This window comes from Pseudomonas sp. Tn43, assembly GCF_014192635.1.
Lineage (GTDB): Bacteria > Pseudomonadota > Gammaproteobacteria > Pseudomonadales > Pseudomonadaceae > Aquipseudomonas.
The window spans coordinates 69,887-93,080 of record NZ_JACHYG010000015.1; the positions used below are offsets into that span (position 1 = coordinate 69,887).

The 23,194-nt window shown below is 60.0% G+C and carries 26 protein-coding genes; 9 read left to right on the forward strand and 17 right to left on the reverse strand.

Going from position 1 to position 23,194, the window contains the following annotated elements:
- Positions 1-117 precede the first annotated feature (117 nt).
- Genes dsbG through dsbD form a run of 3 tightly spaced genes read right to left on the reverse strand, consistent with a single transcriptional unit; the run spans position 118 to position 3,460 of the window.
- Entirely contained in the window at positions 118-885 is a 768-nt protein-coding gene (dsbG, locus tag FHW68_RS24855; protein WP_095634648.1) for a thiol:disulfide interchange protein DsbG, read from the reverse strand.
- Positions 861-1,727 carry a TlpA disulfide reductase family protein gene (locus tag FHW68_RS24860; protein ID WP_183683576.1) on the reverse strand — a complete coding sequence of 289 codons (867 nt, stop codon included), beginning with the start codon at positions 1,725-1,727 and terminating at the stop codon, positions 861-863. The genes dsbG and FHW68_RS24860 overlap by 25 nt, the downstream gene beginning before the upstream one ends.
- On the reverse strand, positions 1,727-3,460 hold the full coding sequence (dsbD, locus tag FHW68_RS24865) for a protein-disulfide reductase DsbD (protein WP_095634646.1): 1,734 nt from the start codon (positions 3,458-3,460) through the stop codon (positions 1,727-1,729). Before dsbD ends, FHW68_RS24860 begins: the two co-directional genes overlap by 1 nt.
- Before the next feature lie 154 nt (positions 3,461-3,614).
- Here dsbD and FHW68_RS24870 point away from each other — a divergent pair, with 154 nt between their 5' ends.
- From FHW68_RS24870 to FHW68_RS24890, 5 genes are all read left to right on the forward strand, one after another.
- Positions 3,615-4,295, forward strand: coding sequence for a response regulator (locus FHW68_RS24870; protein WP_095634645.1), 681 nt, complete (start codon positions 3,615-3,617; stop codon positions 4,293-4,295).
- Complete coding sequence (locus FHW68_RS24875) at positions 4,292-5,617, forward strand: ATP-binding protein (RefSeq protein ID WP_095634644.1); 1,326 nt, start codon at positions 4,292-4,294, stop codon at positions 5,615-5,617. The genes FHW68_RS24870 and FHW68_RS24875 overlap by 4 nt, the downstream gene beginning before the upstream one ends.
- A gap of 280 nt (positions 5,618-5,897) precedes the next feature.
- The gene (locus tag FHW68_RS24880; RefSeq protein WP_183683578.1) at positions 5,898-6,383 is read left to right on the forward strand and encodes a GNAT family N-acetyltransferase; all 486 of its coding nucleotides are present in this window, start codon (positions 5,898-5,900) and stop codon (positions 6,381-6,383) included.
- Positions 6,384-6,526: 143 nt separating this feature from the next.
- Positions 6,527-7,939, forward strand: coding sequence for an aspartate aminotransferase family protein (locus FHW68_RS24885; protein ID WP_183683580.1), 1,413 nt, complete (start codon positions 6,527-6,529; stop codon positions 7,937-7,939).
- Between the two features lie 81 nt (positions 7,940-8,020).
- Positions 8,021-8,248 (forward strand): MbtH family protein, encoded by a 228-nt coding sequence (locus FHW68_RS24890; protein WP_095634641.1) that lies wholly within the window; start codon positions 8,021-8,023, stop codon positions 8,246-8,248.
- A 139-nt stretch (positions 8,249-8,387) separates the two neighbouring features.
- Here the strand turns inward: FHW68_RS24890 and FHW68_RS24895 are convergent, their stop codons facing one another.
- The 9 genes from FHW68_RS24895 to FHW68_RS24935 form a co-directional block, all read right to left on the reverse strand.
- The gene (locus FHW68_RS24895) at positions 8,388-9,359 is read right to left on the reverse strand and encodes a metal ABC transporter solute-binding protein, Zn/Mn family (protein WP_095634640.1); all 972 of its coding nucleotides are present in this window, start codon (positions 9,357-9,359) and stop codon (positions 8,388-8,390) included.
- Positions 9,360-10,259, reverse strand: a complete 900-nt coding sequence (locus tag FHW68_RS24900) for a metal ABC transporter permease (protein ID WP_183683582.1) — start codon at positions 10,257-10,259, stop codon at positions 9,360-9,362. It abuts the gene before it with no gap.
- A complete protein-coding gene (locus FHW68_RS24905) occupies positions 10,259-11,107 on the reverse strand; it encodes a metal ABC transporter ATP-binding protein (protein WP_183683584.1) in 849 nt (282 codons plus the stop codon). Before FHW68_RS24905 ends, FHW68_RS24900 begins: the two co-directional genes overlap by 1 nt.
- On the reverse strand, positions 11,104-12,033 hold the full coding sequence (locus FHW68_RS24910; RefSeq protein ID WP_183683586.1) for a metal ABC transporter substrate-binding protein: 930 nt from the start codon (positions 12,031-12,033) through the stop codon (positions 11,104-11,106). Before FHW68_RS24910 ends, FHW68_RS24905 begins: the two co-directional genes overlap by 4 nt.
- A 34-nt stretch (positions 12,034-12,067) precedes the next feature.
- Entirely contained in the window at positions 12,068-12,643 is a 576-nt protein-coding gene (locus FHW68_RS24915) for a DUF6162 family protein (RefSeq protein ID WP_183683588.1), read from the reverse strand.
- A complete protein-coding gene (locus tag FHW68_RS24920; RefSeq protein ID WP_095634635.1) occupies positions 12,640-12,960 on the reverse strand; it encodes a hypothetical protein in 321 nt (106 codons plus the stop codon). The genes FHW68_RS24915 and FHW68_RS24920 overlap by 4 nt, the downstream gene beginning before the upstream one ends.
- A complete protein-coding gene (locus tag FHW68_RS24925) occupies positions 12,957-13,490 on the reverse strand; it encodes a thiamine pyrophosphate-binding protein (protein ID WP_177409353.1) in 534 nt (177 codons plus the stop codon). The genes FHW68_RS24920 and FHW68_RS24925 overlap by 4 nt, the downstream gene beginning before the upstream one ends.
- Positions 13,491-13,495: 5 nt before the next feature.
- Positions 13,496-14,701, reverse strand: a complete 1,206-nt coding sequence (locus tag FHW68_RS24930; protein ID WP_183683590.1) for a PepSY domain-containing protein — start codon at positions 14,699-14,701, stop codon at positions 13,496-13,498.
- A 355-nt stretch (positions 14,702-15,056) separates the two neighbouring features.
- Positions 15,057-15,515, reverse strand: coding sequence for a VOC family protein (locus FHW68_RS24935; protein WP_183683592.1), 459 nt, complete (start codon positions 15,513-15,515; stop codon positions 15,057-15,059).
- 222 nt (positions 15,516-15,737) lie between these two features.
- Between FHW68_RS24935 and FHW68_RS24940 the strand changes: the two genes are divergently transcribed.
- The 4 genes from FHW68_RS24940 to FHW68_RS24955 all read left to right on the forward strand — a co-directional run bounded on the left by FHW68_RS24940 (position 15,738) and on the right by FHW68_RS24955 (position 19,957).
- The gene (locus tag FHW68_RS24940) at positions 15,738-16,007 is read left to right on the forward strand and encodes a hypothetical protein (protein WP_095634631.1); all 270 of its coding nucleotides are present in this window, start codon (positions 15,738-15,740) and stop codon (positions 16,005-16,007) included.
- Between the two features lie 101 nt (positions 16,008-16,108).
- Positions 16,109-16,723, forward strand: coding sequence for a LysE family translocator (locus tag FHW68_RS24945; protein ID WP_095634630.1), 615 nt, complete (start codon positions 16,109-16,111; stop codon positions 16,721-16,723).
- A gap of 203 nt (positions 16,724-16,926) precedes the next feature.
- Positions 16,927-18,093, forward strand: a complete 1,167-nt coding sequence (locus FHW68_RS24950) for a cysteine desulfurase family protein (RefSeq protein WP_183683595.1) — start codon at positions 16,927-16,929, stop codon at positions 18,091-18,093.
- Between the two features lie 55 nt (positions 18,094-18,148).
- Positions 18,149-19,957 carry an aminopeptidase P family protein gene (locus FHW68_RS24955; protein WP_095634628.1) on the forward strand — a complete coding sequence of 603 codons (1,809 nt, stop codon included), beginning with the start codon at positions 18,149-18,151 and terminating at the stop codon, positions 19,955-19,957.
- A 58-nt stretch (positions 19,958-20,015) separates the two neighbouring features.
- On the opposite strand, the gene FHW68_RS24960 is transcribed toward FHW68_RS24955, so the two are convergent.
- The 5 genes from FHW68_RS24960 to FHW68_RS27085 all read right to left on the reverse strand — a co-directional run.
- Entirely contained in the window at positions 20,016-20,612 is a 597-nt protein-coding gene (locus tag FHW68_RS24960) for a 2-hydroxychromene-2-carboxylate isomerase (RefSeq protein WP_183683597.1), read from the reverse strand.
- A gap of 35 nt (positions 20,613-20,647) precedes the next feature.
- Positions 20,648-21,388: an SDR family oxidoreductase gene (locus tag FHW68_RS24965; RefSeq protein WP_183683599.1), complete on the reverse strand. Its 741-nt coding sequence runs from the start codon at positions 21,386-21,388 to the stop codon at positions 20,648-20,650.
- Between the two features lie 98 nt (positions 21,389-21,486).
- Positions 21,487-21,768, reverse strand: a complete 282-nt coding sequence (locus FHW68_RS24970) for a hypothetical protein (RefSeq protein WP_095634625.1) — start codon at positions 21,766-21,768, stop codon at positions 21,487-21,489.
- A 170-nt stretch (positions 21,769-21,938) separates the two neighbouring features.
- Positions 21,939-22,826, reverse strand: a complete 888-nt coding sequence (gene rhtA / locus FHW68_RS24975) for a threonine/homoserine exporter RhtA (RefSeq protein ID WP_095634624.1) — start codon at positions 22,824-22,826, stop codon at positions 21,939-21,941.
- The coding region (locus FHW68_RS27085; protein WP_221217271.1) for a hypothetical protein at positions 22,823-23,194 on the reverse strand (372 nt) is incomplete at its 5' end. The genes rhtA and FHW68_RS27085, both read right to left, overlap by 4 nt.

Consider the following 23,194-nt stretch of genomic DNA (forward strand, 5'->3'; position numbering starts at 1 on the left):
CAGACGGACGCCTTCGCGGGCAAGCCTCGCTCCTACAGGATTTGTGTCGATCGCAATACTCGCGAATCACATAAATCCTGTAGGAGCGAGGCTTGCCCGCGAAGAGGCCGGTGGAGATTACTTCGGCCCTAGAATCTTCACCAATTTTTCCGGCGACGGCGCGCCTTGCTGTTGTTGCAGCTGGCCCTTGTCGTCCATGTAGAAAATCGCCGGGGTGGCGGCCAGTTCCAGCTCTTCCATCAACTGCATGTTCGCCGCGAGTTTCGCCTGAATCGCCGGCGGCACATCTTTCAGGGCCTTGAGCGAGCTGTCCTTGCCGGATTTCTCGTGGTCGGCCAACGCTTTCTGCGGATCCTTGGCCGCCAGCAGCGCGGCGGATTTGCCCGGGCTGTCTTCGCGGATGATGCCGACCATGATGTGCCGCAATTGCACCTTGCCGGCCTTGACCCACGGTCGCGCCTGTTCCCAGAACAGGTTGCAGTACGGGCAATTCGGGTCGCTGAACAGGTAGACGATTCGCGGTGCGTCCTTATTGCCGTCACCGATCCAGTTGCTCGCTTCCATCTTGCCCCAGATTTCCTTGGCCATCGGCGCATAGACCAGTTTCTGCAATGGCGCGCTGCTCAGGTCATTGCCTTCGGCGTCGTACAAATTGCCCAGCAGTACATGTTTGCCGTCCGGGGTCAGGTACAGCGCCATGCCACGATTCTGGTACTGCGCCGCATAACCGCGCAGGCCATCGGGCGCCTCGAAGGTGCCAACGATTTTGGCGCCCTTGGCTTCGATCTTTTTGATGGCTTCAGGCAATTCTTCGGCCTGAACCGACGGCAAGTGCAGCAGGGCGGCACCCAGGGTTAACGTCAGCAGGTGGCGGAGGCGGAGCATGGCAATTTCCTTGAAGGCGTGGCCGGGGTGGCCGGGTTCGGGGTGTCGAAGTTTTCCAGGGCACGGGCCAGGCTCGCTTCAGAGAGTTCGCCCAGATGGCTGCCCAGCAGGTGCCCGTCGGGGCTATAGAACAGCGTAGTCGGCAATGCCATGGAACCCACGGCCTGGCCCAATCGAGCGCTGCCATCGAACAGTACGTTCGTCAGGCTCAGGCCCTGGGTTTCAAGGAAGGTGCTGACGCTCTGCATGCTTTCGGCCTGGTTGACGAATAGAAAAGTCAGGTCCGGACGCTGTTGCTGGGCGTTTTCCAGCACCGGCATTTCCCGGCGGCACGGTGGGCACCAGGTGGCCCAAAGATTGATCACCAGCGGACCGCCCTGGTAGTCGCTGAGCTGTATGGTTTGGCCAGCGGCATTGCGCAGGGTGATCTGTGGCAGACGCGTGCCTTGTTCATAAAGATTCAAGGAAAACGTCGCCAGCAGCCAGAACGCCAGCCCACTGATCACGCCAAAGCCCAATGGCCGACGCATGTCCGGGCGACGCCAGCCTCGATACAACGCGGCAAGCAACAACACGACCACCCCCGGCCAGGCGAGGAAACCACCATCGCGCAGGTCAATGATCTGCCATGGATCGTTGCGATACTGCGCCCAGTAGGCAATCACGAAACCGACCCGGGCGGCCAGCAGGCCCAGCAGGAACAGGCTGAACAGCACCGACTCCGGGTTCTCGCCACCACGCTTGGCCACCCGCCAGCCGACAAAAGTCGCCAGCGCCAGGGCACTGATCAGCAGCAGGTGATTAAGCGCGATGGCAAAGGTGCCGAGGGTAAAGGTCAGCATTAACGAGCGTCTCGGGTGGTGATCCAACGTTGCAGGAAAGTGTCGGCATCGACCTCACCGGTGATGCGCTGGCTGCGGCGCTCGATGCCGTCGGTGCCGATCCACAACAGGCTTGGCGGCCCTGGCACTCTGTAACGGCCGAGCAATTCGCGGCTGGCGGCATTGTCGGCGGTGACGTCCAGCCGTAGCAAGCGCACATCGCTGAGCGCTTGCAGGACTTGCGGTTTGCCAAAGACCTGTTTTTCCATGACTTTGCACGACACACACCAGTCGGCGTAGTAGTCCAGCAGCACCCATTGCCCCCGGGCTTTGGCCGCATCGAGTTCGCGTTGCAGCACCGTGGGGTCCTTGATCGTCGTGAAAGCATCATGAATGTCGGGCACGGCGTCGGTACGGCCGGCGCTGTACACCTGCAATGGCTGATACGGATCATCACTGCCACCCGCCGCACCGACCACCAGCAGACTGCCCCATAGACCCAATAGCAGCGAACTGGCGCCGAACAGATGGGCAATCCGGCCAAACCCCTGCGACTGCTTCCAGGCGCTATAGGCCGCGAGCAGCAGCAAGGCGCCGCACAAACCGAGCCACAGCGATTCATCCAGTACCGGACGCAGCATCAGCAGCGCAGTGGCGAGGAACAGGAAACCGAACACGCCTTTGAGCAGGTTCATCCAGGCACCGGGCTTGGGCAGGAAACGATTACCGACAGTCACCAGCAACAGCAGCGGTATACCGATGCCGATGCCCATGGCGAACAGAATCAGCCCACCGTGCAATGCATTGCCGCTTTGGGCGATAAAGAGTAAGGCACCGGCCAGTGGCGCGGTCATGCATGGCCCCACCAGCAGGCCGGACAAGGCCCCCAGCACACCGGCACCGATCAGGTTGCCACCGCGCTGATTGCGCGAAACATGTTCCAGTCGATCCCGCACCGCCACCGGCAATTGCAGCTCGAAGAAACCGAACATCGGCAAGGCCAGCAGCACGAAAATCGCGGCAAAGCTGCCGAGCAACCAAGGGTTTTGCAGCAGCGCCTGAAGGTTCGCACCGAGCGATGCCGCCAGCACGCCCATCGCCGCATACACCAGTGCCATGCTCACAACGTAACTGGTCGCCAGGGCGAAACCGCGTTTAGGCGTGGCTCCACTGCCCACGATCAACCCCGCCAGAATCGGCAGCATCGGCAACGAGCAAGGCGTGAACGCCAGCAACAGCCCCAGGCCGAAGAACACTGCCAGGCTCCAGCCCAGCGCCCGTTGTTGCAGGTCGCTGGCCAAGGCCTGATCGGGCGCTTCTTCATTAAACGTCGCAAGGACATTACTGGCGCCAAGATCGATGACTTGAGTCTGCGGCGGATAGCACAAACCGGCATCGGCGCAGCCCTGGAAGCCCACCTTGACCTGACCCGTGGCCCCGGCCGGGATCTTCAACTCCAGGCCCTGGCGATAGACCTGCTGTTCGCCGAAAAACTCGTCGCTGTGAAACTCGCCTTGTGGCAGCGCCGGCAGTTGTTCCGGCGCCAGACCGTCGAATTTCAGGCGTTTCTGATACAGGTAGTAATTGTCGGCAATTTGCCAATAGAGCTGGGTTTCTCCGGATTCAAGGCGTTCAGACGTGAAGGTGAACGCTTTTTCCACAGGGAGAAAATCGGTTTTGGTCTCGAACGGATTCGTTCCGGCCTGAGCGACACCCCAGATCAATAGAACCAGCAATAAAAATAATCGACGCATGGGTAAGCCTTGTCCCTGTGCAAGTGAGGTGCACAATGGGTGGCGGCGATTAACCGATGATTAACCGCACTGGCCTTGTGGCAATGACGCTTGCGGCATAATGTCCGCTTAATCGGCCTAACGTCTTAATCACCTTTTTTCTACGGGACTCAGCATGCACGTACTGGTTTGCGAAGACGATGAGCTGATCGCTAGCGGCATCATTGCCGGCTTGACCGCTCAAGGCCTGACCGTCGAGCACGTTTGCACCGCATCAAAGGCACGGGCGATGCTGAAGGTCGCCGAATTCGACGTCATGGTGTTGGACCTTGGCCTGCCCGATGAAGACGGTTTGAAGCTGCTGCAACAGCTGCGCCATGGCGGTCTGGAAATACCTGTGCTGATTCTCACCGCCCGGGATTCGGTCACCGACCGCGTCGACGGCCTGCAAGCCGGCGCAGACGACTACTTGCTCAAACCGTTTGACCTGCGCGAACTGGCCGCGCGTTTGCACACTTTGTTGCGACGCGTGGCGGGGCGCAGCGTCAACCTGATTGAACACGGTCGTTTGACCTACGACCCGAGCAGCCGCGAAACCCTGCTCGGTGGCCAACCGGTGGATTTGTCGCGCCGAGAGCAATCGCTGTTGCAAGCCTTGCTGCACAATCGCGGCCGGGTGCTGTCCACCGAGCAGTTGAAGGACAGCGTCTACGGTTTCAACGACGAACTGGAAAGCAACGCCCTGAACGTCCATATCCATCACCTGCGGCGCAAACTCGGCAACGGCATTGTCGAGACGGTGCGCGGCCTGGGCTATCGCCTGGGGCCGGCCGATGGCGGAGAGCAATCGAAGTGATGAGTCTGCGTTTGCGCCTGAGCCTGACCCTCGGCGCCGCGTTTGCGCTGATCTGGGCCCTGGCCGCCGCCTGGATGCTCAGTGATCTGCGCAATCAGATGATGTTTTCCCTGGACCAGCGGTTGGTGGCGTCGGCGCGGATGGTGGCCGGGCTGCTGGAGCAACTGCCGGCGTTGCCGAGCAAGGGCGAAGGGACCCATTTCAGTGCTGAACAGCTGAGTATCCCTGGCGGCATGGCCTGTCAGGTCAGCTCGTTGCGTGGCGAAATCCTGGCCCGCAGCCACAGTAGCCCCGAACAAACCCTGGAAGCCGAAAAAATGGGCTTCCACGATCAAATGATCGACGGCGCACCATGGCGCAGCTTCACCCTGGCGCGCGGTGACGTGCGCATTACCACCGCCGACCGGCAAATCGAGCGCGAAGCGCTGAACATGTCCATCTTGCTGGCGGCCTCGGTACCGGTCGGTGTGGCGCTGCTGGGCTGTTTGTGTTTGTTGTGGCTCGGCATCGGTCAGGGACTGGCACCGCTCAATCGCATGCGCGATGCGTTGATGCGACGCAGCGCCGATTCCCTGGAACCGTTGCAGATCCAGCCGCTGCCCAGCGAACTGCAACCGCTGCTGGAAACCCAGAATCAGTTGTTCCTGCGCATCGGCAAGACCATCGAGCGCGAGCGGCGCCTGACCGGCGATGCCGCGCACGAGTTGCGCAGCCCGCTGACCGCGATCAAAACCCACCTGCAAGTGGCGCGCATGACCGAAGGCAGCGCTCGGGACCAGTCCCTGGCCCGGGCCGAGGAGGGCGCCGACCGTCTGCACCGCACGCTTGAACAATTGCTTCTGCTGGCGCGCGTCGAGGGTAGTCTGTCGTTCGATGACGGCGTGCAATGCAGCGCCGAGCAGGTGGCAAAACTGGCCATTCAGGATGCCGCCAGCGGTGATCGTCAGCGGATCAAGCTTCAATTGCCGAGCACATTCTCCGATGCACCGCTGCAAATGCCGGCAGTGCTGTCGATTGCCGCATTGCGTAACCTGCTCGACAACGCCCTGCGCCACACCCCGGCAAATGGGGCCGTGGAGCTGAGCCTGGAAACCACCAACAATCGCGTGCGCTTTCTGGTCCGCGACCACGGCCCGGGAATTGCCGAAGATGACCTGCACCACCTGACCCAACGTTTCTGGCGCAACGGCCAAAGCACCGGTTGTGGCCTCGGCCTGGCCATTGTCCAGGCCATCGTCCAGCGTTGCGGCTGCACCCTGCATTTCGACAGCCGCCCGGATGGCTTGCGGGTCGAACTGACCATGCCTCTGCAACCGGTCTAACAACACAAAACCCTGTGGGGCGGGCTTTTGTGGCGAGGGGGCTTGCCCCCGTTCGACTGCGAAGCAGTCGTAAACCATCTCATGCGGTGCATCTGATGCACTGCAATGGATTCAGGGCCGCTTCGCGCCCCAACGGGGGCAAGCCCCCTCCCCACAAAAGCACGCTCCCCTATTGTTTTTGTGTTGCACACCAAATGTAACGTCTCTCCATTAGCCACCCGGCCGCCACAGCGCTATCGTCCCTGGCAGCTTTGACTCAATGGATTGAGGTAACAGCGCCATGAATGCACCGATACACATCTGCAAGGCAACGCCCGCCGACGCCGGCATCATCAGCCGCATTGTCGAGCGCTCCATTCGCGTCGGCTGCGCGCTGGACCATCGCAACGATCCGCGAACCGTCGCCACCTGGACCCACAACAAAACCATCGAACACGTGCAGCCCTGGCTGGCCGACTCGCGGTTGTACCTGAACATCGCCTTGCTTCAGGACAAACCGATCGGCGTCGCGATGGCGGCGATCAGCGGCAAGGTCGCGTTCTGCTATGTACAGCCGGAATGGTTTCGGCGAGGCGCCGGACAAGCATTGGTGCAGGATCTTGAAACCTGGTTGATCGCTCAGGGTTTGCCTCAGGCGCGGCTCAACAGCACCCGTACCGGCGAGGCGTTTTACCAGCGCCTGGGTTACCGGGCTTGCGCTGAAAGTTTCACTGTGGCGGGGCTCCACGCCATTCCCATGCACAAGGTGCTGTCGCCATCTGCATAGAAAGCTGATCGAGGGGCTAAATCCTTGAGGCCCTGATGCGTTTCCAGAACAGGAAACCTGACAAGTGCGCCCCGTGACGGGAACGCGCACCTGCCCGGTGTGCAGTTTTGGTCACTATCAACAGCGTATTGAGGGATCGAGAGATGTCAGTCGCTATCAGCCTTGTCGAGAATCAGTCGGCCCGGATCGTTCCGACGCCTGCCGAGACGCTTTATCAGTTCAACGAATCGCCATTGCTGGCTCGTCAAAGCCAGCAGGAGTCGAACGCTCGCAGCTATCCGCGGCGCATTCCCCTGGCACTCAAGCGTGCCAAGGGCATTTATGTCGAGGACGTCGAAGGCCGCCGTTTCATTGATTGCCTGGCCGGTGCGGGGACGCTGGCGTTGGGACACAACCACCCGGTGGTGATCGAAGCGATCCAGCAAGTGCTGACCGATGAACTGCCGCTGCACACACTCGACCTGACCACGCCGGTGAAGGATCAGTTTGTTCAGGACCTGTTCGGTCTGTTGCCGCCGGCGTTGGCCGCTGAAGCCAAGATTCAATTCTGCGGCCCCACCGGTACCGATGCTGTTGAAGGCGCGCTGAAACTGGTGCGCACCGCCACCGGACGCAGCACGGTTTTGTCGTTCCAGGGCGGTTACCACGGCATGAGCCAGGGCGCGCTGAGCCTGATGGGCAGTCTGGGGCCGAAGAAGCCGTTGGGTGCGTTGCTCAGCAGTGGCGTGCAGTTCATGCCATATCCCTACGATTACCGTTGCCCGTTCGGGCTCGGCGGCGCGCAGGGGGTGCAGGTCAACTTGAGTTACCTGGAAAACCTGCTGAATGACCCAGAGGCCGGTGTGCAATTGCCTGCTGCGGTGATCGTCGAAGCGGTGCAGGGCGAAGGCGGGGTGATTCCGGCCGATCTCGATTGGCTGCGCGGCTTGCGACGTATCACCGAAAAAGCCGGCGTAGCGCTGATCGTCGATGAAATCCAGAGCGGTTTCGCCCGCACCGGCAAGATGTTCGCCTTCGAGCACGCCGGGATCATTCCGGATGTGGTGGTGATGTCCAAGGCTATTGGCGGCAGCCTGCCGCTGGCGGTGGTGGTCTATCGCGACTGGCTCGACACCTGGCTGCCGGGCGCCCATGCCGGGACCTTCCGCGGTAATCAAATGGCGATGGCCGCAGGCTCTGCGGTGATGCACTACCTGACAGAGTACAAGGTGTGCGAGCACGCCGCCGCCATGGGCGAACGCTTGAGTGAACACCTGCACATCCTGCAACGGGATTTCCCGCAACTGGGCGATATCCGCGGACGCGGCTTGATGCTGGGCGTTGAGCTGGTCGACCCGAGCGGCGCGCCGGACGCTCAAGGCCATCCACCGATATTCGCTCGTCTGGCGCCGTTGGTGCAGCGCGAATGCCTCAAACGCGGATTGATCCTCGAGCTGGGCGGGCGTCACGGCGGTGTCGTGCGTTTCCTGCCACCGTTGGTGATCACCGCCACAGAAGTCGATCGGGTGGCCGACATTTTCGGCAGGGCCATGGCCGCAGCCATCACCAGCCTTTAAATTTTTCGGTGCCTTGAACGTTCCTTCTACATAACGGCTGCGCACGGCGTGCAGCCCACCCTACAGCGATGGAGAGACAGCATGACGTCAGTATTCGACCGCGAGGACATCCTCTTTCAGGTCGTGGTCAACCACGAAGAGCAATACTCGATCTGGCCCGACTACAAAGCCGTGCCACAAGGCTGGCGCACCGTGGGCAAGAGCGGCCAGAAAAAGGAATGCCTGGCCTACATCGAAGAGGTCTGGACTGACATGCGTCCACTGAGCCTGCGCCTGAAAATGGAAGAACAGGCGGCTGTGGCTCACTGAGTCACCGCGCAAAAAAGAAGCCCGCTGAACCGGTAAGGTCAGCGGGCTTTTTTCATGGCTTGAAATTGCCTTCGCGGGCAAGCCTCGCTCCTACAGGGGTGGCTTGCCCGCGAAGAACGATAACGCGGTCTAACTGACGTTACACCCCGCTCAACCCCTTGATCACCTGATCCACATTCCCTTCCAATTCGGCCACCGGATCCGCCGCATCGACACTCAACACCACCAACCGACTGCCCGCCCCGGCAATCACCGCTTTTACCGCGTCCGACGGCTGGCGATGATGCAGCACCACCGCCACCTCATTGTTTTTGAGCGTTGCGCCCAATTGCGTCAGCGCCTGTGGCGTCCATTCGGCATCCGGCCGTGCATCCAGGCCAATCAGCTCCAGATTGAGGCCGCCGATCAGGTAGCCGAAATGATCGCTCAGGCTCATCACACTCAAATTGTCGGCATCGGCCAAGCGTGACTCGCTGTCTGCGCTGAGCTTGAGCAGGCGCTGTTTGAGTGCGGCCAGGTTGGCGTCTATCTTCGGTTTGGCCGCTGGCGCCAGGCGCACCAGGTCTGCCGCCATGACATCCACCATCCGGCCCATGTTGTTGCTGGCCAGCCAAGGCTGACTGTTCAGGCCGTCGATCTTGCTGCCAGGCTGTACGGCGATGCCGGGCAGGGCGCCGTCCACCGGGCGGGCGGCGTCGATTTCAATGATGCGGATATTGCTGCGACGTGCGTTCGGATACAGCGGATCATCCGGCCATAGCGAGCGTAAGCCGATGACTGCATCGGCGTCGATCGCCAGCGTATTGAGCGCTTGAGCGCCGCGACCGGTGAAATAAGCGCTCTGCCGACTGCCGGGCAGGTTGGCCGGCGCGGCGCGCTCAAGGCGGACATCGGTGCCCTCCAGCAGCAGGGCCCCCAGACCGTAGGTCACCGGTAACGCCGCCAGCACCAGCACTTTGTGCGTGGAAGTCGAGGCGAAGAGCGCGCTGTTACCGACACCATGATTGGCCAACAGACGCATTGGTTCGAAGGTATCGGTGGCGAATACGTTGAACGAGGCTGGCCCACACAAGGTCAGCGCCAGGGTCAATTGACGCAGAGAAAAAGACATTTATCCGAGATTCCCTTTCAGACTTGGGACGATGCCACGAGCAATCGCGGCCAGGGCGAAGGCGATACCGGCCACCAGAATGATCGCGGCACCGGAAGGAATAGGCAGGTCAAAGACAATCGGTGCGAGAATTCCGCACAGCGTGCTGACCGTGGCGATCAGTACCGAACACCAGAAAAAACCCTTCAGCGACTGGCTGAGCAATCGCGCGGCCGCCGCTGGAATCACCAACAGTGCACCGACCAGAATCGCCCCGATGACTTTCACCGCCGCCACCGTGATCAGGGTCACCAGAATCACGAACAGGTAATCCAGGGTCTTCACCGCCACACCACGTACCGCCGCCAGTTGCGGATTGAAACTGGCGAGCATGATGCGGTTGTACAGCGGCAGGGCCAGCGCCATCACCAGCGAACCGACAATGGTCAACACCAACAAGTCATTGCCGTTGACCGTCAGCACTGAACCGAACAGCACGTTTTCCAGGATGTGCACATTGATTTTGCCGGCCAGGATCAGCAGCAGGCTCGCACCAAGCGCCAGCGATACGGAGAGAAACACACCTATCAAAGTATCCGGCGCCAGACCCGTGCGGTTACGCAGGTAGTTGAGCAAAATGCCAAACAGCAGGCAGTAACCGAACAGGCTGCCATAAGGCCCGGTGTAGGGCTCGCCGAGCAAAATGCCGATGGCCACACCGGTCAGTGCCGCGTGGCCCACGGCTTCGGAGAAGAACGCGAAACGCTTGACCACCACCAGCGTACCCAAGCCGCCCAGCACCGGGCCGATCAATAGCCCCGCGAGGAGCGCGTTGACCACAAACCCATAGGCCAGCGCTTGCGGCAGGTAACCCGACGACGCCCAGCCCTGGACCATCAAACGAAAGGCTTCGTAACTCATCAGACAGCGCTCCGCGGATGGGTCGAGAACAAGGTCAGCAATCGCTCCGGGGTCAGTGCCTGTTTCGGCGTGGCATCGAACAGTACCCGGCGATTGAGTCCGGTGACCCGGTCCGCCAGTCGCCCGACCGCTTCCAGATCATGCTCGATCCACAGCACGGTGATGCCGCTTTGGCGCCAGTCACTCAATAGCCGTTCGAACACTTGAATACCGGCCTCATCGAGTGCCGACATCGGCTCATCGAGTACCAGCAATTGCGGCGCCGGAATCAGCCCTTGGGCCAGCAAAACACGCTGGCGCTCACCGCCGGACAACGCGCCCATGCGCCGCTTGCGTTTGTCCTGCATGCCGACCCGTTCCAGTGCTTCGCCGATGGCCGCCGCGTAGTGTTTGCTCAACCCGAGAAACGCCGGGCGCCGCTGACACATGGCGGCCATGAAGTCATCGACGGTCATCGGTAAACCGCGATCGAATTCCAGCGCCTGAGGCACGTAGCCGATGGTCCCCGGTTCGCCAGGCCATTGCAGGCTCAAGCGACCCTGATGTGGCATTTGCCCGAGCAGGGTCTTGATCAGCGAACTCTTGCCGCCACCGTTAGGGCCGACCAGTGCATGCACGCTGCCGGGCTGGACCTCGAAGGTCACCTTGTCGAGGATCGTCGTGCGGCCCAGCGTGAGGCTGACCTCGGCGAAATCAAGAGTCGGCCCCGAAACCTGAGGACGCGAGCCTGCCCGCGAATGCGCTGTGTCATTTAACGATGATGTTGACTGACTGGACGCCTTCGCGAGCAGGCTCGCTCCCACTGGGGGGGCGGTGACGGTCGGGCTCATGGTTTCCTGAGTCGTCATGCGCCGGACTCCTGAATCGCCCGGACCACCGTATTGAGGTTGCCGGTCATTTCTTTTTCGTATTTGTCGACGGTGTATTCGCCATAGGAGATGTGCGACAGCGGGTACAGCTTTACCCCGGATTCACGCTGAATGGTCTCGACGTAAGTGGACGGGAAATCCATCTCCGAGAAGATCACTTTGACGTCCAGTTCCCGCAGTTGATCGATGGTCTTTTTCAGCTGGCTGGGGCTCGGTTCGATACCGTGGGCCGGCTCGACCACAGCGGTCACTTCCAGGCCGAACTCGCGCAGCAGATAGTCGTAGGCAGCATGGACCGTGGCCACGCGCAACTCGGCGTTCGGCGCCTGGGTCAGTTTTGCCAGGGCGTCGGCGCGCATCTGCCGCAGACGTTTGCCGTAGGCGCGGGCGTTTTGTGTATAGGTTTTGGCATTTGCCGGATCGAGCTTGCCCAGTTCACGGGCGATGTTGTTGACCTGGGCAATGGAGGCACTGATCGACAGGAACGTGTGCGGGTTGACCACCTTGCCGGCGCCCCGGGCAGCGACGCCGGTGGCGGCCAGCAGGGGCACGTTTTCGTTGGCTTCGATCACCTTGATGTTCGGGCTTTCGCTGGCGGCGATCATGCGGTCGGCGAAGTCGTCATGGCCCACGCCGTTGAGTACGACCACATCCAGCCCGCTGATGCGTTTGATGTCCTCGGCCCGGGGCTCGTAGGCATGGGGATTGAAACCGGCCGGAATCAACGGCACCACTTCGGCTTTGTCACCGACGATGTTGGCCACGTAACTGTAATAAGGGTGCAGGGTGATGCCAATGCGCAGGCGCTTGGCTTCGTCGGCACTGGCCAGAGGTGTCAGCAAACAGGCAAACAGGCCGACCAGCACCAGGCGCAAAAAGGAATGACGTTGAGATGAACTAGGCATGGGAAAGCGGTCTTCTCTCGGGTGAAGGCGAGGTTCAATGCCGATGCTGGCGGGTAACGCCGGCATCGAATTGCGCGACGATCTGCTGCCAACCGGCGTCATTGAGCGCAGCGTCGGTGAGATCGTTCGGGGCGGTGAGGGCGCTGCCGCGGTTGAGCCAGATGTCTGGCGCCGAGTCGTCTTCAGCGGTCAAGCGCATCAAAAACGAACCGGCCACGGTTGGAACCTGGCTCTGGCCGAAGTAGGCCTTGGTGTCCAGCAATTGCCAGGCATGGCCGCCGCGGCTGACAGAACTGGCGTCCTGGGCAAACGGCGCAAAGCCTTCATCGGCGAGGGCGGCGGGTGTGGGCAGCGCCTGCTGTTCCTGACGCAATAGATGAATTTCATCCAGCGTGACCCGCAGGTCGGCGTAGATACCTTGCTCGGAGGCGCTCAAATCACGACGGGCATCCAGCTGATGGCTGCCCACGCTGCTCACTTCTTGAGCCTCGCCACGCCAGGTGACCACCGAGCAGGCAACCGCCAGGATCATCAGGCACAACAGCAGCACATAGAGCGTTTCATGGCCGGCACCCGCCGGGCGGACGACGTGCGTGGTTGGTGTCGTCATGGGGCCTGGATGTCCGCTTGGTCGATCTCGACGACATGGCCGGGACCGGCGTCGAACAGCACGTAGAACTCGGCGCCAGGCTTTTTGAACGTCAGGGTCGAATCGGCACCGAGCTTGCCCGGCACCAGAATGGTTTCGTCGTAACCAATCACATCCAGCGTCACGCCCGGTGCGCCGCTGCCGTCGGAAAAACCGCCGGTGCACTGGATCTGTTCGGCGTCGAGGGCCTTGCATTCGCACATCGGGTTATGGGCCAAGGCGCTGGTGCTAAAGGCGGCGCACAGCATCAATAAAACGGGGCGAAAAGCGTTGATCATGGTTTGCCTCCTTGTTTGTTCAGCCAGGCGAGGGTGGCCGGGGATGCCTGGCTTAGAGGGATGGACGCTTGATGCATGGCACCGTCCCAGCCTTCCATGGTGATCCACAGTTCGGCGTCGGTTTTGGTTTTTTCAGGTACCGGTAGCATGGCGCCCATGCGGTACGGCGTACCGAAGAAAATCGCACCGGCCGCGCGCAGGCTGCGGGGTTTGCCGATGCGCAGGTAAGTCGCCTTGACTTGGTCGCGGCAGCGTTCGCACAGCGCTGCGTTGAAACCTTTCATGTAACCGGCCGGGCCGGTCAATCGTGGCGCTTCGTTGCGCAGCTCGGCCAGTTGCAGGCTCCAGGGGCCGACCTGGATTTGGCCGATCTCCCGCTCCCCCAGTCCGCTGTCACCGCGAAACAACGAGGCGTCGGCCAAGTATTTGGGCATGAAGCCCAAAGGGATCAGCAGCAAGAGAATGTTGATGTGGAAGCGCCATTTGCGCCAGAACAGGCTCGCCCGCGAAGGCTGCGATGCAGTAATCATCTTGCTCACAGGTTGCCCTCCGAAGCCTGTTGGTTCATGACCGTTTGCGGTCTTGATACCGGGCGCGGCGCCTGGTTGCTGCGCTTGAACGCATTGGCGGTGGCCAGGGCGGTGCGCTTGGTCCAGATCAGCAACCCGCTGAGCACCATCATGCTCAGCAGCAAACCGAAGAAGAACCAGATCAGCTTGATCCAGATCCCGCCAAAGTCACCGGTGTGCAACGGACGCATCGACTCGGTCACGAACTCCAGGCCAGTGCGATCCGTCAGCAACCGTGTGCTGGCGATATCACCGTTGTACGGGTTGACCTCAGCCGTCTGATACATCAGCGGATACCAGCTGCGACCGCCCACGGACAGATGGCTGTAAGCGTTGCTCGGCAAGGTGACGAAACTGGCATCAAGCCCGGGAATTTGCTCCTGAGCGACCTTGATCGCCTGTTCCAGGCTGATCATCGGGGCCGGCTTGCCGGTGCGGGTCAACGGCACGCTTTCACGCGAGACGACCGACACCACCGGTTCCGTGGTAATCGAAATCTGGTTGTCGAACAGAATCGCCTTGATCAGGAACCAGACACCGGTGATCGAGATCACCGCAATGAACCAGATCGACCAGATGCCGCTGAGCCGGTGAAAATCGCCCCAGAAAATCCGCGCGCCATGGCGAATGCGCAGGGTCGGTCGCAAGAAGCTTTTCCAGAACCGTTTGTAGACCACCAGCCCGGTCACCAGCGACGCCAGCATCGGCAGCGCGAGGAACGACACCAGATACCAGCCCCAGCTGTAGCCATTGGTGAACGGCACCAGCCACCAGCCATGCAGTGCGCGAGTGAATGCCTTGAAATTGAATGGTGGGGCGGTGCCCTGAATCACCCCGCTGTAGGGGTTCACATAAACTGTCACTGAGCGGCCGTCGGGGTAACTGACGTCCACGTCCAGGGCGAAATGCGATTCGTCGGGGCGATTGATGCCCTGGACCAGCGTCTGGGGTTCGGCCTGTTTGATGGCGGCGACAATCTGGTCATAGTTGAGCCGCGGGGCGTCGTCCGAAGGCGCGCTGGCACGCATTTGCGGATTGGCCAACCAGACGATTTCCTGACTGACCACCGCCAGCGTGCCGGTCACACACACGATCAATACAAAGAACCAGATGGGCAGCGCCAGCCAGCTATGCACCAGAAACCAGAGTTTTGAGCGGGATTTCTTCGACATGATTAACGGTCTTGTTTCGATGAGAGGACTGCTGCTGCGGGCTTCCCAGCGGTGCGGTCCATGAAAAGTCCGGTCGTGGCTTTTGCCTACGCGACCGACTGCATCTAAATAAGACGTATGAGCATCGGAAATCCCGAAAGGGGATATGAAAGTAAATGTTTCGTGTTTCTGTCTTGGTAAGGTTTGCTCGTGAAAGGGGCCTGACGGTCGACATTGAAGGTGAATGTAGAGGCCCCCTCACGAGCAGGCTCGCTCCCACACCTGAATCGGCGGCGTACATATAATGTGCGTTCAACACCGATCAACTGTGGGAGCGAGCCTGCTCGCGATGAGGCCGGATCAGAAACTGAAGTCCTCAACCCTGCTTAAACATCTCTTTCGCCCGCTGTTCAATCTGCTCCTGGGTCAAATCCTCCTTGTGCGTGGCCAAAAACCACAGATGCCCATAGGGGTCTTTCAACGTCCCCGAACGGTCGCCATAAAACTGATCCTTGACCTCGGACACCTGCGTGGCACCGGCATCGATGGCCTGTTTAAAGGACTTGTCCACATCGTCCACATACAGATACAGCCCCACGGACGGTGACTTGTCCGGGTTGCTCAATGGGCCCTGGTCGCAGGGCGTGCCCAGCATGAACGGGCAGTCACCGATACGCAGCTCGGCGTGCCCGATGCCGCCATCAGGCATGGCCAGGCGCATGACTTCGGTGGCGCCAAAGGCTTTCTTGTAGAAGTCGATGGCTTCGGCAGCTTTCTGAATGCCCAGATACGGGGTGATGCTGTGATAACCCTCTGGAATAGGTTTGACGCTCATGACGGTTCTCCTTTTGTGGTGGGGTTAAGGTGTTCCTTCGCCGATTTCCGGTCGAATAACTATAGGTCAGCCCTTTTTCCGCAGCCGAGTGCCCGACGAGCAGTTGCCCAGACTGCGATCTTTTGATCCGATATCCACTATCGAGAGCGTTGATTTCTGCCCTTCGAGCGCCACGGGTAGCCTGTGTTCATTGCCCCAAACACAGATCTGCGGACGCCCGAAATGAAATCTCTGCTCGCCACTTTCTTGCTGCTTGCCATCTCCGTTCTCGCCGGATGTGCCAGTCATGTTTCACCGGAATTGCGGCCCTACACCGCTGAAGAAACCCGGGAACTGGCGTTGGAGGCCCTGAATCGCCGTGGCTTGTCCTTCGAGGAATACCATGCGAAGAAAGCCGAATTGCTCGGCCAGCCGACAAAATCGTTCAGTTTCGACAAACAAGGTGAGATGAACGCCGAACGCGCAGTACAGCTGCGCGGCCGTCAAAGCTGAGCGATAACTGTACTGCTCGAACTTTCACCCAACTGTCCATGGGTTTCCCGCAAGGCGTGCGATAGGGTCAATACCTGACTGACCCTGATGGACCGCCACCCATGACACTCTCGCTCGACCTGCTGCTGGGCTTTGCCCTGTTTGCTCTTGTCACCTCGATCACACCCGGTCCGAACAACACTATGTTGTTGGCTTCGGGCGTGAATTTCGGATTTCACCGCACCATCCCGCACATGCTGGGCATCACCTGCGGCTTCTTCGTCCTGGTGGTTGCCGTCGGTTTCGGTTTGGGTTCGGTGTTTCAAACCTACCCGATGCTTTACACCGTGTTGCGCTATACCGGTGCGGCGTATTTGCTGTACCTGGCATGGAAGATTGCTCGTTCCGGGCCGGTCGCCGACGGTGAGCAAGGGGAGGGCAAGCCCATCAGTTATTTGGGCGCGGCAGCGTTTCAATGGGTCAATCCCAAGGCCTGGATCATGGCCATCGGTGCCATCAGCACCTACACGCCGATGCAGGGCTATTTCACCAATGTGATTGTGATTGCCGCGGTCTTCGCTTTGATCAACCTGCCAAGTGTCAGTGTGTGGGCCGGTTGCGGCACGCTGTTGCGCAATGTTCTGCGCGATCGCCGCTGGTTGCGGCTGTTCAACTGGGGCATGGCCTTATTGTTGGTGGCTTCGCTATACCCGTTGTTGCTCGAAAGTTTTAGCTGACGCATTGCTTCATCCGGTGGCCCGATGCCTGTAAGCTCGACTTCAGGAGCGTTCCTACGCACTTTTAAACGAAGTTGTTCTTCTTTAATGGCCTGCGATCAGGTATTGCTGTCGTTCTGAAAATTCGGCGTCGCTCATGAGGCGGCGCTTGGATATTTCCAGGACGAGCTTCCTGATCCCGGAACACGCTCTGCGAGACTTCTATGAATAAACGTCCACTGTATTTCGACTATGCCGCCACCACGCCGGTGGATGAGCGGGTCATCAAGGTCATGGTCGAGTGTCTGGGTTTCACCGGTAACTTCGGCAATTCAGCGTCCAGTTCCCACGCCTTCGGCCAACAGGCCCGGCAATCGGTCGAGCAAGCACGGCGCCAGGTCGCCGAGTTGGTGGGCGCCCAGGCGGAACAGATCGTCTGGACCTCCGGTGCCACCGAGTCCAACAACCTTGCCCTCAAGGGCGTGGCCCAGGCCCGCGGTGTATCCGGCGGCCACATCATCACCAGCCAGATCGAACACAAAGCGATCCTCGACACGGCAAAACAGTTGCAGGACGCAGGTATTGCGGTGACGTATCTGGTGCCCGATGCCGAAGGCCTGATTACCCCGCAAGCGGTCAGCGAAGCGATGCGTGAGGACACCTTTCTGGTGTCACTGATGCTGGTCAATAACGAACTGGGCACTATCAACGACATCCCGGCCATCGGCCAAGTGGTGCGTGACCGCGATGCGTTGTTCCACGTTGATGCGGCCCAGGGCGCGGGTAAAGTGGCGATCGATCTGGCCCGGTGGCCGGTGGATTTGATGTCGTTCTCGGCGCACAAACTCTATGGTCCCAAAGGCATCGGCGCACTGTATGTCGGTTCTCGTGCTCAACAGCGTCTGCAGGCGCAGATCCACGGCGGTGGGCACGAGGGCGGCTTGCGTTCAGGCACGCTGGCGACACACCAGATTGCCGCAATGGGTGCCGCCTTCGCGTTGGCGGCCACCTCATTCGATGAAGAAAAAGCCACCATTGCGCGTCTGCGTGAACGCTTGCTCGAACCGCTGCTGAACATCCCCGGCGTGCGCCTCAATGGCAGCCCCACCCAACGCATTCCCCATACCCTGAGCCTGACTTTCAACGAAGGCGAATTCGGTTCCGCGGCGTTGAGCGCCTCGATCGCGTTTTCCGCGACCTCGGCCTGTAATTCCGCCAGCAATGCGCCCTCCCATGTATTGCTGGCCCTGGGGCATGACGCACGCTCGAGCAGTCGCACCATTCGCTTGAGCCTGGGACGTTTCACCACCGAGCAGGATATCGACCAGGCGGTACACCTGATTAAAGCGGCTTGCGCCAGTGCTCCGGCATTCTGGGCGACAGGTCAGTAAGCGCCGACTCCGATCGGCACCGAATAATAACGTTGAGTGGTTAGCAGGAGAAACGATGAGTACACAGCCTTTGACCAATGGATGGGTACCCCAGCGCCTTGCGCAAACCCGCGAGCTGATGAGCCGGGAGGGTATTCATGCGCTGCTGGTGCCGTCAGCCGATCCGCATCTATCGGAATACCTGCCGGGCTATTGGCAGGGGCGGCAGTGGCTCTCGGGTTTTCATGGCTCGGTGGGCACGCTGATCGTCACGCCGGATTTTGCCGGCGTCTGGGCCGACAGCCGCTATTGGGAACAAGCGAGCAAGGAGCTCAAGGGTAGCGGCATCGAGCTGGTCAAGCTGCAACCGGGTCAACCCGGACCGCTCGATTGGCTGGCCGAGCAAACCCCTGAAGGCGGTGTCGTCGCGGTCGATGGCGCGGTCATGGCCTTGGCCTCCGCACGTACGTTGAGCAGCAAGCTTGAAGAGCGCGGCGCGCGCCTGCGCACCGACATCGATCTGCTGAGTGAAGTGTGGATTGACCGTCCGAGCCTGCCGAACGAGCCGATCTATCAACACTTGCCGCCTCAGGCGACGGTCAGCCGTGGCGAAAAACTCGCCAAACTGCGTGACGTGCTGAAAGAACGCGGTGCCGACTGGCACTTCATCGCCACCCTCGATGACATCGCCTGGCTGTTCAACCTGCGCGGCGGCGATGTGTCGTTCAATCCGGTGTTCGTGTCCTTCGCCCTGATCAGCCAGCAGCAAGCCACCTTGTTCGTCGCCCTGAGCAAAGTGAGCGCCGAGCTGTGTGCCATTCTTGAACAGGACGGCGTGACCCTGCGCGATTACAGCGAAGTCGCCGCCGCCTTGCGCGCCGTGCCGAGCGGCGAGAGCTTGCAAGTAGATCCTGCGCGGGTCACGGCCGGTCTGCTGGATAACCTGAACAGCGGCGTGAAACTGCTCGAAGGCCTGAACCCGACCACCTTGGCCAAGTCGCAGAAAAGCCTGGCCGATGCCGAACACATTCGTCGGGCGATGGAGCAGGATGGCGCGGCCCTGTGCGAGTTCTTCGCCTGGCTGGAAGTGGCCTTGGGGCGTGAGCGCATCACCGAACTGACCATCGATGAACACCTGACCGCGGCGCGTACCCGGCGTCCGGATTATGTGTCGCTGAGCTTCAACACCATTGCCGCGTTTAACGCCAACGGTGCAATGCCGCACTACCACGCCACCGAAGAAGAACACGCGGTGATCGAGGGTGACGGCCTGTTGCTGATCGACTCCGGCGGCCAATACCTGGGCGGTACCACCGACATCACCCGAATGGTGCCGGTGGGTACGCCGACTGACGAGCAGAAGCGCGATTGCACTCGCGTGCTCAAAGGCGTGATTGCGCTCTCCCGTGCACAGTTCCCGCGAGGCATTCTGTCGCCGTTGCTGGACGCCATTGCCCGCGCACCGATCTGGGCTGAAAGTGTCGACTACGGCCACGGCACCGGTCACGGCGTCGGCTACTTCCTCAATGTTCACGAGGGCCCGCAAGTCATCGCCTATCAGGCCGCGGCTGCACCGCAAACGGCGATGCAGCCGGGCATGATCACTTCCATCGAACCGGGCACTTACCGTCCAGGACGCTGGGGGGTGCGTATCGAGAATCTGGTATTGAATCGTGAAGCGGGCAAGAGCGAATTCGGGGAGTTCCTGAAATTCGAAACCCTGACCCTGTGCCCGATCGACACCCGTTGCCTGGAGCCATCGCTGCTGACTGAAGACGAAAAGCAGTGGTTCAACGGTTATCACGCCGAAGTGCGTGAGCGCTTGAGCCCATTGCTCGATGGCGCGGCCCTTGAGTGGTTGAACACCCGAACCGCAGCTATTTGAGCGGTTTGAGTCCTGGCGCTGTTTTCAGCGCCTGGCTCATTTCATAGGCAGGCGCTGGCTAGTGCGCGCGCAGGGCTTCAAGGATGAAGTCCAGCCGATCCTGGCCGAAGAACAGCTGATCACCGACAAACATGCTCGGCGCACCGAATACACCGCGTTGCACCGCTTCCTCGGTGTTTTCCTTGAGGGTTGCTTTGACGGCCTCGTCGGCGGTCAGCGCCAGCACCTCGTTGGGATCAAAACCATTTTGTGTCAGCACGGCGGCAACGGTCGCTGGATCATCGAGGCTGAGTCCTTGAACCCAAAGGGCGTGAAACAGGCAATCGATAAACGCCTGAAAGCGTTCGGGATGGTGCAGTTGCATTCCCGTGACAGCACGCATCAGCATCAGGGTATTGATCGGGAAGTTCGGGGTGAACTTCAGCGGTACGCCATAACGTTTGGCATAGCGCTCCAGGTCCTGAAACATGTAACGACCCTTGGCCGGTACGGTGACGGGGGAAGCATTGCCGGTAGCTTTGAACACGCCACCCAGCAGCATCGGCCTGAAGATCAGTTGACTATCGGTCTGTTTGCAGATCTTCGGCAACTGGGTATGGGCCAGGTACGTGGCGGGACTGCCGAGGTCGAAAAAGAACTCCACGGTTTTGCTCATGGTCGATGTGCTCTTCTTATTGTTGGAGGGGGAGGCTACCAGTGTTCGTTCCAGGGGCGCAGGTCCAGCTCGAAAGTCCAGGCATCCCGTGGCTGGCTGTGCAGGTACCAATAGTTGTCGGCGATATGCTCGGGATTGAGAATGCCGTCCTCATCCTTGGTCGCGTATTTTTCCGGAAAATTGTTGCGGATAAAGTCGGTGTCGATAGCGCCATCAACCACGACATGGGCGACATGGATGTTCATCGGCCCCAGTTCGCGGGCCATGCTTTGCGCCAAAGCGCGAATCCCGTGCTTGGCACCGGCGAAAGCAGCGAAACCCGCGGCACCGCGCAAGCCAGCAGTGGCGCCGGTGAACAATATTGTGCCCCGTTGACGGGTGACCATGCGCTTGGCCACTTCACGGGCGTTGAGAAACCCTGAGAAACAGGCCATTTCCCAGATCTTGAAATACTTGCGGGCGGTTTCCTCAAGGATGCTGCATGGCACATTGGCGCCGATATTGAAGACGAACGCTTCGATGGGGCCTAGCCCGGTTTCGATCTGCTCGATGAGCGCTATCACATCGTCTTCATTGCGCGCATCACAGGCAAAACCGTGCGCCTGGCCACCACTGGCGGTGATGGACTCTACCAATGGCTGGAGTTTGTCTGCACTGCGACGTGTGACGCAGGCGATATACCCTTCACGGGCAAAACGCTTGGCGATGGCGCCGCCGGTGGCATCACCCGCGCCGACGACCAGTATGATTTTCTTGTTATCGATAGCGGAGGTCATGGATATCGCCCTTTGCTGAACGGTCATTGACTGACAAACGTTAGCAGCATCGCAGCGAAGCGCCTATCGGACTGTGCAAGCCCGATAGAAGGAGAAAGTTACTTACAGATAACGATCATGCTGCGGCTGGTATAGCCGGCAGGGTTGAGGCCGAAGGGATAGTCGCCGGGTTCTTCCACCGCATCCCCTGATTTGGCGATGACTTTGTACCCCTTGGGCGCGCACGAATTGGTGGCGCTGGTGTAGCACTTGTCCCACGAGGACGAAAGCCCTGAGCAGTTGATATGCAGTCCTTTCTTGCCGTGTTTCGTCTGGGGTTTGGAAGTCGCAGCGCAGCCCGCAATTGCAAGTACGGCGATCAGTATCAAAATTTGTTTCATTGCTGTCCTTAATAGCGGCCCCCGGATCTGTGCCTGGGTCTGCCTGCATTCGCTTTTGCTTGAAGCGTTCTGATATCCCTATCTGAAAAAATCCATGTCTGACACTGAGTTACGTGGCCTAAACATGGCCTAATTGAGCGGCAAATACCAGACCTTCGTCAAATCTCGTTTCAATCCGCTGCGACCGCGGGCTTGGCGGTGCTGCCCATGGTCATGGTTGCGCCGATGGACGCCAGGATGATGCACAGGATAGCCATCCACTGTGACAGGGAAAGGTATTCCTGAAGAAACAACAAGCCGGACAGCGCGCCAATCGCGGGTTCGATGCTCATCAACGTACCGAAGGTTCGGGCGGGTATCCGTGTGAGGGCGACCATTTCCAGGGTGTAGGGCAGGGCGGTGGACAAAATGGCGACCCCAATGGCCACGGGAATCAACGAGGGTGTCAGTAGCGCGGCGCCAGCGTGGACGATACCAATGGGAGCTACGAACAGGGCCGCAATCATCACGCCCAACGCAGCGGTCTGCACTCCATTGTCAGCACCAGCCTTCTGGCCGAACAGAATGTACAGCGCCCAACAGACGCCCGCACCAAGGGCATAACCTGCGCCGACCAGATCAATGCCCGTGCTCGTGGCGCCTGTCGGAATCAATAGCAGCAACCCCAGGGCTGCCAGAGCGATCCACAGAAAGTCTATTGCTCGACGTGAGGCGTAAATAGCGACTGCCAAGGGGCCGGTGAACTCCAGGGCTACGGCGATACCCAGGGGGACAGTGCGCAAGGACATATAGAAGAGGAAATTCATCCCGCCCAATGCCATCCCGTAGACGATAACGGTGCGCAGGGATTTCGCAGTGAGCTTCGCTCGCCATGGACGCAATAGCAGCAGCATGATCACGCTGGCAAAGATCAATCGCAGGGTGGTCGTTCCTTGAGCACCGATGACCGGGAACATGCTTTTGGCCAGGGAAGCTCCGGACTGAATCGATGCCATGGCTATCAAGAGCAGGCCAACCGAGGACAGGGTCGAGACAAGGCTGCGGGGGTGATCATTCATTTGCGTGGCATCGTCCGAAGTGGCAAGCGAGGGTATTGTTTTATGTGTTGGGCAATATATTGCGCAACCGTTGTGGGCGCGTCTATATATAGCAGGGTTTTTGAGTATCCTGATAGAAAAACCAAATAAGAGGTTGACGGCAGATTTTGAAGGCCTATAATTCGCCCCACTTCCGGCGCAGTCGAAACGGAAAACTCCTTGATAAACAATGAGTTACGCGGTTTTCGGCAGCGGTTACGCTTCAGTCCATCGAAGCCAGAAGGAGTTGAAGGGGCGGTGATGTTAGGCTCTTTTAACGGTTCGATCTTCTCGGTCGAAAGCGGAGAAAAAGAGGTGTTGACAGCAGCGAGTAACGCTGTAGAATTCGC

Bases quoted from the DNA above. Each gene is read 5' to 3' on its own strand.
- FHW68_RS24940 (WP_095634631.1), top strand. From the start codon at position 15,738: ATGAAATCTCTGCTCGCCACTTTCTTGCTGCTTGCCATCTCCGTTCTC.
- FHW68_RS24885 (WP_183683580.1), top strand. From the start codon at position 6,527: ATGTCAGTCGCTATCAGCCTTGTCGAGAATCAGTCGGCCCGGATCGTT.
- FHW68_RS24970 (WP_095634625.1), bottom strand. From the start codon at position 21,768: ATGAAACAAATTTTGATACTGATCGCCGTACTTGCAATTGCGGGCTGC.
- FHW68_RS24860 (WP_183683576.1), bottom strand. From the start codon at position 1,727: ATGCTGACCTTTACCCTCGGCACCTTTGCCATCGCGCTTAATCACCTG.
- FHW68_RS24895 (WP_095634640.1), bottom strand. From the start codon at position 9,359: ATGTCTTTTTCTCTGCGTCAATTGACCCTGGCGCTGACCTTGTGTGGG.
- FHW68_RS24925 (WP_177409353.1), bottom strand. From the start codon at position 13,490: ATGATTACTGCATCGCAGCCTTCGCGGGCGAGCCTGTTCTGGCGCAAA.
- rhtA (WP_095634624.1), bottom strand. From the start codon at position 22,826: ATGAATGATCACCCCCGCAGCCTTGTCTCGACCCTGTCCTCGGTTGGC.
- FHW68_RS24945 (WP_095634630.1), top strand. From the start codon at position 16,109: ATGACACTCTCGCTCGACCTGCTGCTGGGCTTTGCCCTGTTTGCTCTT.
- FHW68_RS24950 (WP_183683595.1), top strand. From the start codon at position 16,927: ATGAATAAACGTCCACTGTATTTCGACTATGCCGCCACCACGCCGGTG.
- FHW68_RS24880 (WP_183683578.1), top strand. From the start codon at position 5,898: ATGAATGCACCGATACACATCTGCAAGGCAACGCCCGCCGACGCCGGC.
- FHW68_RS24900 (WP_183683582.1), bottom strand. From the start codon at position 10,259: ATGAGTTACGAAGCCTTTCGTTTGATGGTCCAGGGCTGGGCGTCGTCG.
- FHW68_RS24870 (WP_095634645.1), top strand. From the start codon at position 3,615: ATGCACGTACTGGTTTGCGAAGACGATGAGCTGATCGCTAGCGGCATC.
- FHW68_RS24965 (WP_183683599.1), bottom strand. From the start codon at position 21,388: ATGACCTCCGCTATCGATAACAAGAAAATCATACTGGTCGTCGGCGCG.
- FHW68_RS24890 (WP_095634641.1), top strand. From the start codon at position 8,021: ATGACGTCAGTATTCGACCGCGAGGACATCCTCTTTCAGGTCGTGGTC.
- FHW68_RS24920 (WP_095634635.1), bottom strand. From the start codon at position 12,960: ATGATCAACGCTTTTCGCCCCGTTTTATTGATGCTGTGCGCCGCCTTT.
- FHW68_RS24910 (WP_183683586.1), bottom strand. From the start codon at position 12,033: ATGCCTAGTTCATCTCAACGTCATTCCTTTTTGCGCCTGGTGCTGGTC.
- FHW68_RS24955 (WP_095634628.1), top strand. From the start codon at position 18,149: ATGAGTACACAGCCTTTGACCAATGGATGGGTACCCCAGCGCCTTGCG.
- FHW68_RS24930 (WP_183683590.1), bottom strand. From the start codon at position 14,701: ATGTCGAAGAAATCCCGCTCAAAACTCTGGTTTCTGGTGCATAGCTGG.
- FHW68_RS24905 (WP_183683584.1), bottom strand. From the start codon at position 11,107: ATGACGACTCAGGAAACCATGAGCCCGACCGTCACCGCCCCCCCAGTG.
- dsbD (WP_095634646.1), bottom strand. From the start codon at position 3,460: ATGCGTCGATTATTTTTATTGCTGGTTCTATTGATCTGGGGTGTCGCT.
- FHW68_RS24915 (WP_183683588.1), bottom strand. From the start codon at position 12,643: ATGACGACACCAACCACGCACGTCGTCCGCCCGGCGGGTGCCGGCCAT.
- FHW68_RS24935 (WP_183683592.1), bottom strand. From the start codon at position 15,515: ATGAGCGTCAAACCTATTCCAGAGGGTTATCACAGCATCACCCCGTAT.
- dsbG (WP_095634648.1), bottom strand. From the start codon at position 885: ATGCTCCGCCTCCGCCACCTGCTGACGTTAACCCTGGGTGCCGCCCTG.
- FHW68_RS24960 (WP_183683597.1), bottom strand. From the start codon at position 20,612: ATGAGCAAAACCGTGGAGTTCTTTTTCGACCTCGGCAGTCCCGCCACG.